The sequence below is a fragment of the Microbacterium sp. AC026 genome, assembly GCF_979258475.1.
The window spans coordinates 1208028-1220845 of record NZ_OZ409857.1 but is presented as its reverse complement, the minus strand read 5'-3'; the positions used below and the strand labels follow the sequence as shown (position 1 = coordinate 1220845).

General features: G+C 69.6%; 12 protein-coding genes and 1 pseudogene. 4 read left to right on the top strand and 9 right to left on the bottom strand.

Features of this window, described 5'->3' with window-relative positions:
* Positions 1-13 precede the first annotated feature (13 nt).
* Entirely contained in the window at positions 14-1777 is a 1764-nt protein-coding gene (locus tag ACZZ93_RS06175; RefSeq protein ID WP_463510674.1) for a thiamine pyrophosphate-binding protein, read from the bottom strand.
* Positions 1778-1981: 204 nt separating this feature from the next.
* Between ACZZ93_RS06175 and ACZZ93_RS06170 the strand changes: the two genes are divergently transcribed.
* From ACZZ93_RS06170 to ACZZ93_RS06155, 4 genes and pseudogenes are all read left to right on the top strand, one after another.
* Positions 1982-3676, top strand: a complete 1695-nt coding sequence (locus tag ACZZ93_RS06170) for a circularly permuted type 2 ATP-grasp protein (protein ID WP_400340534.1) — start codon at positions 1982-1984, stop codon at positions 3674-3676.
* Positions 3670-4595 (top strand): annotated as a pseudogene (locus tag ACZZ93_RS06165) (alpha-E domain-containing protein). Before ACZZ93_RS06170 ends, ACZZ93_RS06165 begins: the two are co-directional and overlap by 7 nt.
* Positions 4592-5488, top strand: a complete 897-nt coding sequence (locus tag ACZZ93_RS06160) for a transglutaminase family protein (RefSeq protein ID WP_463510673.1) — start codon at positions 4592-4594, stop codon at positions 5486-5488. The pseudogene ACZZ93_RS06165 and the gene ACZZ93_RS06160 overlap by 4 nt, the downstream one beginning before the upstream one ends.
* Positions 5485-5994: a phosphoribosyltransferase gene (locus ACZZ93_RS06155; protein WP_053099026.1), complete on the top strand. Its 510-nt coding sequence runs from the start codon at positions 5485-5487 to the stop codon at positions 5992-5994. The genes ACZZ93_RS06160 and ACZZ93_RS06155 overlap by 4 nt, the downstream gene beginning before the upstream one ends.
* Positions 5995-6000: 6 nt before the next feature.
* Here ACZZ93_RS06155 and ACZZ93_RS06150 read toward each other — a convergent pair whose 3' ends face one another.
* The 8 genes from ACZZ93_RS06150 to ACZZ93_RS06115 form a co-directional block, all read right to left on the bottom strand.
* Positions 6001-7524, bottom strand: coding sequence for an ATP-dependent DNA ligase (locus ACZZ93_RS06150; protein ID WP_463510672.1), 1524 nt, complete (start codon positions 7522-7524; stop codon positions 6001-6003).
* 78 nt (positions 7525-7602) lie between these two features.
* A complete protein-coding gene (locus ACZZ93_RS06145; protein ID WP_463510671.1) occupies positions 7603-8373 on the bottom strand; it encodes an enoyl-CoA hydratase/isomerase family protein in 771 nt (256 codons plus the stop codon).
* Between the two features lie 10 nt (positions 8374-8383).
* Positions 8384-9562 carry a 1,2-phenylacetyl-CoA epoxidase subunit PaaE gene (gene paaE / locus ACZZ93_RS06140; RefSeq protein WP_463510670.1) on the bottom strand — a complete coding sequence of 393 codons (1179 nt, stop codon included), beginning with the start codon at positions 9560-9562 and terminating at the stop codon, positions 8384-8386.
* Entirely contained in the window at positions 9562-10068 is a 507-nt protein-coding gene (gene paaD / locus ACZZ93_RS06135) for a 1,2-phenylacetyl-CoA epoxidase subunit PaaD (RefSeq protein ID WP_056277465.1), read from the bottom strand. The genes paaE and paaD overlap by 1 nt, the downstream gene beginning before the upstream one ends.
* The gene (gene paaC / locus ACZZ93_RS06130; RefSeq protein WP_463506817.1) at positions 10062-10904 is read right to left on the bottom strand and encodes a 1,2-phenylacetyl-CoA epoxidase subunit PaaC; all 843 of its coding nucleotides are present in this window, start codon (positions 10902-10904) and stop codon (positions 10062-10064) included. Before paaC ends, paaD begins: the two co-directional genes overlap by 7 nt.
* Positions 10901-11206: a 1,2-phenylacetyl-CoA epoxidase subunit PaaB gene (gene paaB / locus ACZZ93_RS06125; RefSeq protein WP_463510669.1), complete on the bottom strand. Its 306-nt coding sequence runs from the start codon at positions 11204-11206 to the stop codon at positions 10901-10903. Before paaB ends, paaC begins: the two co-directional genes overlap by 4 nt.
* On the bottom strand, positions 11206-12183 hold the full coding sequence (gene paaA / locus ACZZ93_RS06120) for a 1,2-phenylacetyl-CoA epoxidase subunit PaaA (protein WP_285363146.1): 978 nt from the start codon (positions 12181-12183) through the stop codon (positions 11206-11208). Before paaA ends, paaB begins: the two co-directional genes overlap by 1 nt.
* Before the next feature lie 121 nt (positions 12184-12304).
* A complete protein-coding gene (locus ACZZ93_RS06115; RefSeq protein ID WP_053095430.1) occupies positions 12305-12724 on the bottom strand; it encodes a hypothetical protein in 420 nt (139 codons plus the stop codon).
* Between the last annotated feature and the right edge of the window lie 94 nt (positions 12725-12818).

Sequence of the window (12818 nt, the reverse complement as noted above, 5' to 3'; positions counted from 1 at the left end):
CGACTCGGCGAGGTCAGGAATTCACGCGGATGATCTCCTGCTGGTAGGGCGCGATCACGTCACCCGAGATGCGCAGGTCGAGCAGCAGGAACCGCCGCGTCGCAGCATCCTCCTGCGTCCATGTGGCGAGTCGATCGAGGTCTGCGAGCGTCTTCACGACGACGCCCTCCGCGCCCACCGCGGCGCCGAACGCCGCGAAGTCGACCTCGGGGATGCGCATCGGGCCCTCGGCGAGCCCCTTGAGCCCGTAGAGGTTGACCTCGGCACCGTAGGCGGCGTCGTTCCAGATCACGGCGATGCCTCGACCCGCTGCCGCGCGCACTGCCGACTCGAGGTCGGCGATCGCCATGAGTCCGCCGCCGTCGCCCGACGTCAGCACGACGGTCGACTCGCGGCGGGCGAGGGCTGCGCCGACGACACTCGGCCAGCCCTGCCCGATCGACTGGAAGGCGGTGCCGACCATCATCATGCGGTCGGGGGCCTCGACCGGCCAGTACATGTTCGCCCAGCCGATGAAGTGGCCGCCGTCGGAGACGACGACGCGGTCGGGGGGCAGGAGCTCGGCGATGCGACGCGCGGCGGAGCGGGGGTCGAGGCGTCCGTCGGGAGCGAGCTCGTCGCCCTCGTCGTACGCGCGTGCGGCCTCGACGTCGACCGTCTCGCGCCACGGCTGTGCGGGCACAGCGTCGGATGCCGGGTACGACTCGCCGTGCTGGACAGTCGGAGTCTCGGTGCGGTGTGCCTCCGCTCCGAGGCCGTGCTCGGCAGAACCGCTCTCAGGGGCGGCGCCGGAGCCGAGCGAGCCGACCCGGGCGACGAGCTCCTCGGCCGCCACGCGAGCATCCGCACGCACGAAGCCGCCGACGTGCGGGTGCGTGGCTGCGGGCGCGATGTCGATCTGGAAGACCCTGGTGCCCGGTGCGAAGAGTTCGCCGAATCGCATCGTGAACTGGTTCAGGGAGGCGCCGAACACGACGGCGACATCGGCGGTGCGCACGAGTTCCATGGCGCCGTCGGCCCCGAATCCTCCCGTGACACCGAGGTCGAACCGGGTGTCGGGGAAGACACCGCGCCCCAGCGCCGACGAGGCCGTCAGAGCGCCGGTGAGGGACGCCAGCTCGCCGAGCGCCGCACCGGCCCCCGCGAGCCAGGCGCCGCGACCCGCCAGCAGGAAGGGGCGCGATGCTCCGTGAAGCGCCTGGGCGATCTCGTCGAGCGTGCCCTCGGCGAACTCGCCGCGCGGCGCGAGCGGCGCGGGGATGCGGGGCAGCGGAGCCTCGGGCACCGGGCCGGCCTCGCGTGAGGCCACGTCGTAGGGGATCGCCAGCACGACGGGCACGCGGTAGGTCAGTGCGTGCTCGATCGCGATGACGGTGGTCGCTGCGGCATCCGCGTGCCCGACCGTATAGGTGCGGGCACCGACCGCCGAGGCCAGGGCGATCTGGTCGACGTCCCATGGACGAGGACCGGACGTCGGCTCATCGCCCACCACCAGCACGAGGGGGACATGCGCCTGCACGGCCTCGGCGAGTGCTGTGAGGGTGTTCGTGAAACCGGCGCCGTAGGTCGAGGTGCCCGCAGCGATCCTGCCGGACGCGCGGAAGTGCGCATCGGCGGCGACCACTGCGCCCTGCTCATGACGGACGGCCGTGAAGACGGCATTCGTCTGGGTCTCGATCGCATCGAGGAAGTAGGCGTTGCCGTTGCCCATCACACCGAAGACGGCGTCGATGTGCTGGGCGAGAGTGAGTGCGACGTGCGCGGAGACGGAGGGCATGCGAAAGCCTTTCGAGACAGGGACGGAGAACGTTCGTATTCCGTATGTGTCTCGCCCCCGCGTCATCGTGGGGAGCTTCGTGCCTCTTTTTCAGGCACCGGCGTCGGAGAGCGCCGGACGCGTAAATCCTATCGCGCCCGTGCCGACGCGGCGCCGACTTGCGCGCGTAACACCGCCGAAACCGCGACACGGAAACATGCGGCCATGGAGTCACTGTTCGACGGATACACCTCGCGCCGGTCGCCGCAGCGAGCGGGGGCCGCGCCGTGGGACGAGATGTTCCCTGCCGATGCGCAGCCCGGTGGTGGGGGAGTGCGCCTGCCCTATCAGGACATGTATCCCGCGCTCGCGAGCATGGACGACGCCGAGCTGAGGGCACGGACCGACGCGCTCGCCAGTTCGTACCTCGCGCAGGGCGTGACGTTCGACTTCGCCGGGGAGGAGCGTCCGTTCCCGCTCGACGTGGTGCCTCGCGTGGTCGCCGCCGACGACTGGCGCTATGTCGAGTCGGGGGTGAAGCAGCGGGTGCGTGCGCTCGAGGCCTTCCTCGCCGACGTCTACGGCCGGCAGCATGCGGTGCAGGACGGCGTGATCCCCTCGTCGCTGATCAGCTCCTCCGCGCACTTCCACCGTCAGGCGGCCGGCATCGTCGGAGCGAACGGCGTGCGCATCCATGTCGCGGGGATCGACGTCATCCGCGACGAGCTCGGAGCCTGGCGCGTGCTCGAGGACAACGTGCGCGTGCCGAGCGGCGTCAGCTACGTGCTCGCGAATCGCCGGGTGATGGCGCAGACGCTCCCCGAGCTGTTCACCAGCCTGCGCGTGCGTCCCGTCGTCGACTACCCCGGGCGGCTGCTCCAGGCGCTGCGTGCGGCGGCGCCGGACGGCGTCGATGATCCGACCGTCGTCGTGCTGACCCCCGGGGTGCACAACTCGGCGTACTACGAGCACACCCTGCTCGCTCGCATGATGGGCATCGAGCTCGTCGAAGGACGCGATCTCTTCTGCTCGGGCGGTCGGGTGTGGATGCACACGACCTCGGGGCCGACGCGGGTGGACGTGATCTACCGCAGGGTCGATGACGAGTTCCTCGACCCGCAGCAGTTCCGTCCGGACTCGGTGCTGGGCGCACCGGGGCTGATGCTCGCGGCGCGCCTCGGCACCGTGACGCTCGCGAACGCCGTCGGCAACGGCGTGGCCGACGACAAGCTCGTGTACACGTACGTCCCCGATCTGATCCGCTACTACCTGGGAGAGGAGCCGGTGATCCCGAACGTCGACACCTGGCGGCTCGAGGAGCCGGACGCGCTGGAGGAGGTGCTCGACAGGCTCGACGAGCTGGTGGTGAAGCCGGTCGACGGATCCGGCGGGAAGGGGCTGGTCGTCGGTCCCGACGCGTCGCGCGAGACGCTGGACGAGCTGCGTCGGTCGCTGCGGGCGGATCCCCGAGGCTGGATCGCCCAGCCGGTCGTGCAGCTCTCGACCATCCCGACGCTCGTGGAGGACGGATTCCGCCCGAGACACGTCGATCTGCGACCCTTCGCCGTGAATGACGGGCACGACATCTGGGTGCTGCCCGGCGGTCTCACGCGCGTCGCTCTGCCCGAGGGGCAGCTCGTCGTGAACTCGAGCCAGGGCGGAGGGTCGAAGGACACCTGGGTGTTGGATCCGTCGCTCTTCACCGGGCCGACGTCGACTCTGGACGGCGACCCGGACGCCGCCGCAGACGAGGTGTCGCTGGCGACCGGGGCGATCGCCGTGGTCGCTCCGGCGCGTGAGGAACCGCATCCGCCCTTCCTCTCGTCTCCGCAGGACGAGGACCTGGACCTGCGTCACCACCAGCAGCAACAGCAGCAACAGCAGCAGCAACAGCAGCAGCAGGGAGGCGCAGGATGCTGAGTCGCATCGCCGAGGCGCTGTTCTGGATCGGCCGCTACGTCGAGCGCGCCGACGGAACCGCCCGCATCCTCGATGTGCACCTGCAGCTGCTGCTCGAGGATCCGTGGGTCGAGGAGGACACCGCATGTCGGGCGCTCCTGTCGGTGATGGGGACGACGGCGGATGCCGGCACCGTGCTGAGCCGGGACGACGTCGTGCGGCTGCTCGCGCTGGATCGTGAGCACTCCGCGTCGATCGCCCATTCGATCGCGGCGGCGCGGGAGAACGCTCGTCGAGCGCGCGAGATCATCTCGACGGACCTCTGGGAGACGCTGAACGAGTCGAACGCACGGATGCCGCGGCGGATCGCCTCGGACAAGACGCACCCGTTCTTCCGCTGGGTGCGTGATCGGTCGGCGCTGGCCTTCGGGGTCGTCGACTCCTCGACGAGCCGGGATGAGGCCTGGCACTTCTTCGTGCTCGGCCGCTCGATCGAGCGCGCGGACATGACGGCGCGGCTGCTGGCGACGCGGTCGCTGACCGATGCAGGGGGCCGAGCTGGACGACGCTGCTGCGCAGCTGCGGGGCATACGAAGCCCATCTGCGCAGCCACCGGGCGGTGCCCACGGGAGCGTCCGCCGTGGAGTTCCTCCTGATCGACCGGCTGTTCCCCCGATCGGTGCTCTCGAGCATCCTCCAGGCCGAGGAGTGTCTGCGCGGTATCGATCCGGCGGGTGCGTTCGGCGTGCCCGATCGGGCGCATCGCGTCTTGGGACGCATGCGGTCGGAGCTCGAGTACCGACCGATCGGCGACACCGTGCATCGGCTGTCGGAGAGCATGGAGGAGGTCCAGGTGGGGATGTCGGTGGCGAGTGACGCGATCAGGGAGCGGTACTTCCCCTCGATCGCGATGCCGGTGTGGATCGGAGAGGCGCTGTGAGTCGGCTCAAGATCGTTCACCGCACCGGCTTCCGCTACGAGCAGCCGGCGACGGCGTCGTACAACGAGGCGCGGATGCTGCCGCACTCCCGGGACGGACAGTTCGTGCTGCAGGCGACGCTCGACATATCGCCGACCGCGACCCAGCACTCGTACACCGACTACTGGGACACCCGGGTCTCGACGTTCGAGCTGCTGACCCCGCATCAGATGCTCTCGGTCACCGCGACGAGCGTGGTGGATGTGAGGCCGCTGCCGACGGGAGAGGCGGACATCGACTGGGACGAACTGGCAGCCCGGATACCCCAATCGCTCGAACTCGCGGAATGCGTGGCGCAGACCCCTGCCACCGCTCCCGATGACGAGATGCGCGACCTCGCCCTGCACATCGAAGCGGAGGGTGGTGGCGTCGACGAGACGGCCCGGGAGATCTGCCGCACCGTCGGGGAGGCCATGGAGTATCGCAGCGGCGTCACCGGCGTGAGCTCGACCGCCCGCGACGCGTGGCCCACCCGGTCCGGCGTCTGCCAGGACATCGCTCATGTGGCGCTGGGCGTGCTGCGCGCCGCGGGGATCCCGGCGCGCTACGTGTCGGGGTACCTGCATCCCGATCCGACGGCCGCGATCGGACAGGCTGTGACGGGGAGTCGCACGCCTGGGTCGAGTGGTACTCCGGCGAGTGGCGCGGATACGACCCCACCAACCTCGTCGACATCGGCGAATCGCACGTCTATGTCGGCCACGGTCGGGACTACGCCGATGTCGCACCGCTGCGCGGGGTGTACGCGGGACCCAGCGCCTCCGAGCTGTTCGTCTCGGTCGAGGTCACGCGCCTCGGCTGAGGCGACGGCGTGGCGGGAGTTCGAGTGGTGGTGCAGGAGAATGAGACGATGACGGATGCATCGATCGAGCGCGAGACGCTCACCTGGGACGGCTTCGGATCCGCGACGCGAGACCTCGCGCGCCGGATCCTGGACAGCGGCTTCATGCCCGAGGTGGTGGTGGCCATCGCGCGGGGCGGTCTGCTGCCTGCCGGTGCCATCGCCTACGGTCTCGGAGCGAAGAACTGCGGTGCGATCAACGTCGAGTTCTACACCGGCATCGGCACGGTGCTCGACGCGCCGGAGGTGCTGCCGCCCGAACTCGACATGGCGTATCTCGACGGTCGACGCGTGCTGCTGGTCGACGACGTCGCAGATTCGGGTCGCACGCTCGCCCTCGCCGTGCAGCTGCTGAAGGACAAGGGTGCCGACGTGCGCTCGGTCACGATCTACACCAAGCCGTCGACGATCATCCAGCCCGACTACGCCTGGAAGGACACCGACCTGTGGATCAACTTCCCCTGGTCGTTCCAGGGCACGGTGCGCGAAGAGGACCTCGGTCTCGCTCCGTCGGCCTGACGGGAATCACCCGCGCAGCAGCGCCCGCAGGGTCTTTATCGTGTCGGCGTCGGCAGGGTTCTTGTCGGGTCGATAGCCCTTGACTCTCGCGAACCTCAACGCGATGCCTCCGGGGTATCGCGGCGAGCGCTGCACGCCGTCGATCGCGATCTCGACCACGAACTCCGGTCTCAGGAACACCGCGCCCTGCGTGCGCCTCGTCTCGAGCGGCGGGAAGTTCTCCGTCTGCCAGCGCAGCAGCTCGTCGGTGAGCCCCTTGAACGTCTTGCCGACCATGACGAGACCGCCGGGCTCGCCGAACTCGCCGGTCGGGTCGAGTGCGCCGAGGTGCAGGTTCGACAGGAGCCCCTGGCGCCGACCCGACCCCCATTCGGCGGCGAGCACGACCAGGTCGTACGTGAGCACGGGCTTGACCTTGACCCAGGACTTGCCGCGGCGTCCCGCCGAATAGGGCGCATCGATCCCTTTGACGAGCACCCCTTCGTGGCCCGCGGCGAGAGCCTCGCGCGACAGCTGCTCGGCCGCTTCGGCGTCGTCGGTGACGATGCCCGGCATACGCCATTCGCCGACGACCCTCTCGAGTTCGGTCAGGCGGGTGGACAGGGGCTCGTCGAGCAGATCGCGTCCGTCGACGTGCAGGATGTCGAAGAACCAGGGCCGCAGCACGAGCTCGCGCGAGACGTCTGCCCCGAACCGCGACATCGTCTGCTGGAACGGCCGAGGGCCGCCGTCTTCGTCGAGTGACAGCGTCTCACCGTCGAGGATCAGATCGTGTGCGGGGAGCGCGCGCACGATCTCGACGATCTCCGGCACCCGGTGGGTGATGTCGGCGAGGCTGCGGGTGTAGACGCTCACATCGTCTCCCTGGCGATGCACCTGGATGCGCGCGCCATCGAGCTTGTACTCGACGGACGCGGTGCCGGTGATGTCGAGCGCGGCGGTCGGGGTGGCCGCGGTCGATGCGAGCATCGGCAGCACGGGGCGACCGACCACCAGGCCGACCGCATCGAGTTCGTCCTCCGTGCCGGTCAGTGCGAGCACGGCGGTCTCGCCCAGGTCGCCGGAGAGCATCGCTGCTCGTCGCACCGATGCCGCCGGGCGATCCGCGGCACGGGCGATGGCATCGAGCAGGACGCCGCCGAGCGCGCCCGTGCGCAGCTCGCCGAGCATGGCCCGCGACAGGAAGTCCCATTCGGGAGCCGTCGCTCGCGACGCGAGGGTCGAGAGGATCGCGGAACGCGCCGCGGTCGACCCCGACCCGGACGAGCCGGTCAAGGCCTCGAACGCGTCATCGACATCACGGATCGACAGGGAGGGCTCGGCAGCGTGCTGCACGTCGAGCGCCGCCACTCCGCGCCAGCCGACACCCAGCCGTCCCTGTCGCGGCGTCGCGAGCAGCAGCCCGACGAGGGCGGGCACGTCGGCCGCGTCAGCGCGTGCGAGCAGCCGGGACACGGCGTCGATCTTCGCCAGGCGCGATGCGGTGGCGGTGACCTCTTCGGCGGTGGAGACGAGCTCCGAGAGCAACATGCAGGCAGTCTCGCACCGGCATCCGACATCGGCGACGGCCTTGCGTCCGTCCGTCCTGCCGCAGTAAGCGGATGCGACTCAGCGGCCGCGGAACTCCGGCGTGCGCTTCTCCTGGAACGCCGCGAACCCCTCGCGGTAGTCGTCGGTGTCGCACAGGGCGGCCTGGGCGGCGTTCTCGAGATCGATCGACTCCCACAGCGCCAGGCGCTCGTCGCGGATCCTGGCGACCAGCTGCTTGCTCGCCAGGAAGGCGGCGGTGGCGCCACGCGCAGCGGTCGCCGCGGCATCCGTCGTCGCCTGCACGACCTCGTCGTCGGGCAGCACCCGGGAGAAGAGCCCCGCTGACACGGCCTCGGTGCCGCTCATCAGCCGACCGGTGTAGATGAGGTCGAGTGCCCGGTGCGCCCCGAGACGTTCGACGAAGAGGGCGTGGCCGCCGGAGTCGAGAGTGGCACCGAGCGCGGCGAACGGTGACCCGATCTTGGCCGACTCTGCGACGTACACGACGTCGGTGGCGATGAGGAGTCCGAGGCCGACGCCGAGACAGGCGCCGTGCGCCACCGCGAAGGTCGGGGCGGGGAACCGTCCCATCCGCTGCAGCAGCGGGGTCACGAGCCCGCCGAGATACCCGATCACGTCGTCGTCACGGGGGTCGACGCCCGAGATGTCGCGACCGGCGCAGAAGGCCCGGCCCTCGCCCCGCAGCACCAGCGCGCGCACTCCCGCGGCATCCGCCTCGTCGTAGGCGCGGCCGAGATCGCGGAGCGCCTGCTCGTCGAGTGAATTCCGTTTCGTCGGCGCATTCAGGACGACGGTGGCGACGTCGTCGGCGACGGTCAGATCGATCATCCGATGCTCCTCAGACGTCGTAGTCGACCACGATGCGGTCGCTCGTGGGGTGGGATTGGCAGGTGAGGACGTAGCCGCGCTCGAGCTCGTCGGGCTCGAGCGCGTAGTTCTCCGTCATCGTCACGCTGCCCTCGATGACCCTCGCACGGCAGGTTCCGCAGACGCCGCCCGCACACGCGAACGGCGCATCGGGTCGCACCCGCAGAGCGGCGTTGAGCACGGACTCGTGCGCGTCGACCGGACTCTCGACGGTCGACGAGACGCCGTCGAGATTCACCTCGATGCGGATCGTCTTCTCGCCCGCGCGCACCTCGACAGGGCGGGCGGCGCGCGCCGGCTCGTCACCCGTCGTGAAGAGCTCGAAGCGGATGTGCTCACGCGGCACACCGACGTCGGCGAGCACCTCTCGGCACAGGTCGACCAGCGAGAGCGGTCCGCACAGGAACCATTCGTCGACGTCGGTCGGATCGATGAGCGCTCGCAGGATGGTGCGCAGCTTCTCCTCGTCGATGCGTCCGGAGAGCACGGGGGCCGTGCGCTGCTCGCGGGACAGCACATGGTGCAGCGTCAGGCGCGTCGGGTAGCGATCCTTGAGGTCGGCGAGATCCTCGAGGAACATCACGTCGAGCGTCGAGCGGTTCGTGTAGAGCAGGGTGAATCGGGAGGAGTCGGAGCGCGTCAGCACGGTGTGGGCGAGAGCCATCAGCGGCGTGATGCCGGAACCGGCAGCGATGCCCACGACGTGATGCTGATCGAGATCGTCGAGCCCGGAGGTGAACGTGCCCTGCGGACTCATCACGTCGATCTCGAACCCGGGGTGAAGGCCCGTCTGCGCCCAGGTCGAGAAGAGCCCGCCCTCGTCGCGCTTCACGGCGACGCTGAGCCGGGTCGGGACACCGGCGGAGATCTGCTCTGCCGTGCGGTGCTCGGGTGCGCGGCACAGCGAGTACGACCGGCGCACCTCCGTGCCGTCGAGCGACGTGCGCAGGGCGACATACTGGCCGGGCAGGTGGTCGTAGTCGTCGGCGAGGTCGGCCGGAACCGAGAAGGTCACCTCGACCGAGTCGTCGGTCAGCGGCCGCACCTCCTCGACGGCGAGGGTGTGGAAGCGCGCGCGCTTCTTCGTCGGCGCGGCGGCTCGACGAGGCGACGGCGCGGGCGCGGGATCGGAGAGGGCGAACAGCGACATCAGTGCACCTTGAAGTGGTCGAAGGGTTCGAGGCAGGCGCGGCATTCGAACAGCGCCTTGCACGAGGTCGAACCGAAGCGCGAGACCTCGCGGGTGTCCAGCGAGCCGCACCGAGGGCACCGCACGCTGATCGCGAGGCGAATCGGGCCGGACGAGATCGCCGAGCGCCCGGTCGGAGGCGCGATGCCGTACTCGGCGAGCTTCTGCCTGCCGGCATCCGACATCCAGTCCGTCGTCCATGCGGGGGAGAGCACGAGCCGGACCTCGACCCGTGAGTATCCCGCGGCGGTCAGAGCGAGGATGACGTCGTCGCGGATCGTGTCCATCGCCGGGCACCCGCTGTAGGTGGGGGTGATGTCGACGCGCACCACGTCGCCGTCGACGGTGACCGCGCGCAGCACGCCGAGGTCCTCGATCGTCAGCACGGGCACCTCGGGGTCGGCCACGGCCGCGGCGATCCGCCACGCGGTCGACCGGGGCGCGGTCTGCAGCGTGCCGGTCACCATGATGCTCCCGGATGCCGTCGCGCCAGGACCTGCATCTCCGCGAGGACATGGCCGAACGGACTCGCGTGCGCTCCTCGCCGTCCTCCGGCCGAGGATGCCGCGACGGCGGGAAGCGTCAGCTCGGCCTCGGCGAAGACGGCGGCGACGACGGCGTCGAAGCCCGCTCGCAGCGTCGACGGACGCGCCGCGGCGTCCCCGAGGCGGTCGATCAGGGGCTCGTCGCGGAAGAGCTCGTCGGCATACGGCCAGACGTCGCCCAGCGCGCGGATCATCCGCCGCCGGGATTCGTCGGTGCCGCCGGCGAGCCGCAGCACCCACTGCACCGCGTGGTCTCGGTGGTAGTCGACCTCTTTGAGGGACTTCTCGGCGATCGCCGCGAGGGTCGGGTCGCTGCTCGCCCGCAGGGCCGAGTACAGCTCGAACATGTAGGTCGACACGACGAACTGGCGGGCGATGGTCTGCGCGAAGTCGCCGTTGGGCTGCTCCACGATCCAGGCGCAGCGGAACTCCGGTTCGTCGCGGAAGTACGCGAGATCGTCTTCGGAGCGTCCGTCGAAAGACCCCGCGAAGTGCAGGAACGAGCGGGCATGCCCGAGCAGGTCGAGCGCGATGTTGCCGAGGGCGACGTCCTCTTCGAGTTCGGGCGCGCGGGAGATCCACTCACCGAGCTGCTGCGACAGGATCAGCGCGTCGTCGCCGAGCCAGAGCGCGTACTCGGCGACGTCGGCGGATGCCGCCGCGGAGCCGGTTCCGGTGAGCTCGTCACCGAGCCGCAGCTCGTCGACCGAGACGTCCCCGTGCGGGTCGCCGTGGATATCGCCCTGGATGTGGCTCACAGGTGCGGCACCTCCTCGGACGCCGTGTAGTACACGGCGTGCCGATAGTTCTTGCCGGCGGGGCTCTCGAAGTAGGCGCCCTTCGCGTCGGGGTCGCTGGTCGTGATCGCCTCGGCGGGCACCGCCCAGATCGACACGCCCTCGCCGCGTCGCGTGTAGAGATCGCGGGCGTTGCGGATGGCCATGTCGGCATCCGGGGCGTGCAGCGACCCGACGTGGACGTGGCTCAGGCCGCGGTTCGCGCGGACGAAGACCTCCCAGAGAGGCCAGGGCTCGCGGTCGTCGGCACCGGGCGTCGCCATCACGCCACCGCCTTCGTCTTCAGCGCCTGCTTGCGGGCGTACTCGGCCGCAGCCTCGCGCACCCACGCGCCGTCCTCATGGGCCGTGCGGCGGCGTTCGAGACGCTCGGCATTGCAGGGGCCGTTGCCGCGCAGAACCTCGAAGAACTCGTCCCAGTCGATCTCGCCGATCACGTACTGGCCGGTCTCGTCGTCGAAGCGCAGATCAGGGTCGGGCAGGGTCACGCCGAGGATCTCGGCCTGGGGCACGAGCATGCTGACGAAGCGCTGACGCAGCTCGTCGTTCGTGAAGCGCTTGATCTTCCACTTCATCGACTGCGCGGAGTTGGGGGACTGGTCGTCGGGCGGACCGAACATCGCCAGGCTCGGCCAGTACCAGCGGTTCACGGCATCCTGCGCCATCTTCTTCTGCTCGTCGGTTCCCTGCATCAGCGACAGCAGGATCTCGAATCCCTGGCGCTGATGGAACGACTCCTCCTTGCAGACGCGCACCATCGCGCGGCCGTAGGGCCCGTAGGAGGCGCGGCACAGCGGCACCTGGTTGCAGATGGCGGCTCCGTCGACGAGCCACCCGATCGCCCCCATGTCGGCCCAGGTGGGGGTCGGGTAGTTGAAGATCGACGAGTACTTGGCCTTGCCGCTGATGAGCTGATCCATCATCTCGTCGCGCGTGATGCCGAGCGTCTGTGCGGCGGAGTAGAGATAGAGTCCGTGCCCCGCCTCGTCCTGGACCTTGGCCATCAGGATCGCCTTGCGCTTGAGGCTCGGCGCCCGGGTGATCCAGTTGCCCTCCGGCTGCATGCCGATGATCTCGGAGTGCGCGTGCTGCGAGATCTGACGGATCAGCGTCTTGCGATAGGCATCGGGCATCCAGTCGCGAGGCTCGATGCGCTGCTCGTTCGCGATGAGCTCGTCGAACAGGCGCTCGTCGTCGGACAGCTCTCCGTCGACGAGGGAGAGATCTGCGGGGCTGGTCATCATCGACTCCTCGGTTTCCGATCCGCTTTACTGACCGGTCGTTAGGTAATTCTGACACGGAGGTCGTCGCGGCGCAAGGAAGACCCCGATGCGGCGCTCGGCGAGATGCTCGGAGAGTTGCTCAGCGAGAGCGGGAGACGAGGTCGAGGAGGGCTCTGCCGTACGCCTCGGAGGGATCCGGATGCTCGAAACGCAGGGTCTCGCCGGCGATCTCGACCTCGACCACGAAGGTGTCGGAGAGGCGGCTCAGCGCCCGGAAGGTGCCGCGCAGCAGCTCACGCAGCTGATCCTCGCGGGGGAGCCACACCGCGTCCGCGAGGGTCACGGCGTCGAGCGCCCACTCCGTCGTGCCGTTGAAGGCGAGGTCCGTGCCGCTCGGGGTCTGGCGGGCCTCGATCGTCATCTCGCTGACCGTGAAGACATCGGCTTCGGCCTCGAGCTCGACATCGTTCGGGAGATCGAGCTGAAAGCGGTCGCCCTCGGCGGGGTGCCACACGAGTCCGGCGTCGCGCAGGGATACGGCCAGTTCTCGCGTGATCATCGTCCCACGCTAGACGACGTCACCGAGGCTCGGCTCGAATCCGCCTGTGGATGGTGGCACACCGGGTGTCGGAGGCATCGGGCAGAGTGGAGAC

Coding starts and splice junctions, on each gene's coding strand:
- paaE (WP_463510670.1), bottom strand. CDS start 9,562: ATGTCGCTGTTCGCCCTCTCCGATCCCGCGCCCGCGCCGTCGCCTCGT.
- ACZZ93_RS06170 (WP_400340534.1), top strand. CDS start 1,982: ATGGAGTCACTGTTCGACGGATACACCTCGCGCCGGTCGCCGCAGCGA.
- ACZZ93_RS06150 (WP_463510672.1), bottom strand. CDS start 7,524: ATGTTGCTCTCGGAGCTCGTCTCCACCGCCGAAGAGGTCACCGCCACC.
- ACZZ93_RS06175 (WP_463510674.1), bottom strand. CDS start 1,777: ATGCCCTCCGTCTCCGCGCACGTCGCACTCACTCTCGCCCAGCACATC.
- ACZZ93_RS06155 (WP_053099026.1), top strand. CDS start 5,485: ATGACGGATGCATCGATCGAGCGCGAGACGCTCACCTGGGACGGCTTC.
- paaD (WP_056277465.1), bottom strand. CDS start 10,068: ATGGTGACCGGCACGCTGCAGACCGCGCCCCGGTCGACCGCGTGGCGG.
- ACZZ93_RS06115 (WP_053095430.1), bottom strand. CDS start 12,724: ATGATCACGCGAGAACTGGCCGTATCCCTGCGCGACGCCGGACTCGTG.
- paaB (WP_463510669.1), bottom strand. CDS start 11,206: ATGGCGACGCCCGGTGCCGACGACCGCGAGCCCTGGCCTCTCTGGGAG.
- ACZZ93_RS06145 (WP_463510671.1), bottom strand. CDS start 8,373: ATGATCGATCTGACCGTCGCCGACGACGTCGCCACCGTCGTCCTGAAT.
- paaA (WP_285363146.1), bottom strand. CDS start 12,183: ATGACCAGCCCCGCAGATCTCTCCCTCGTCGACGGAGAGCTGTCCGAC.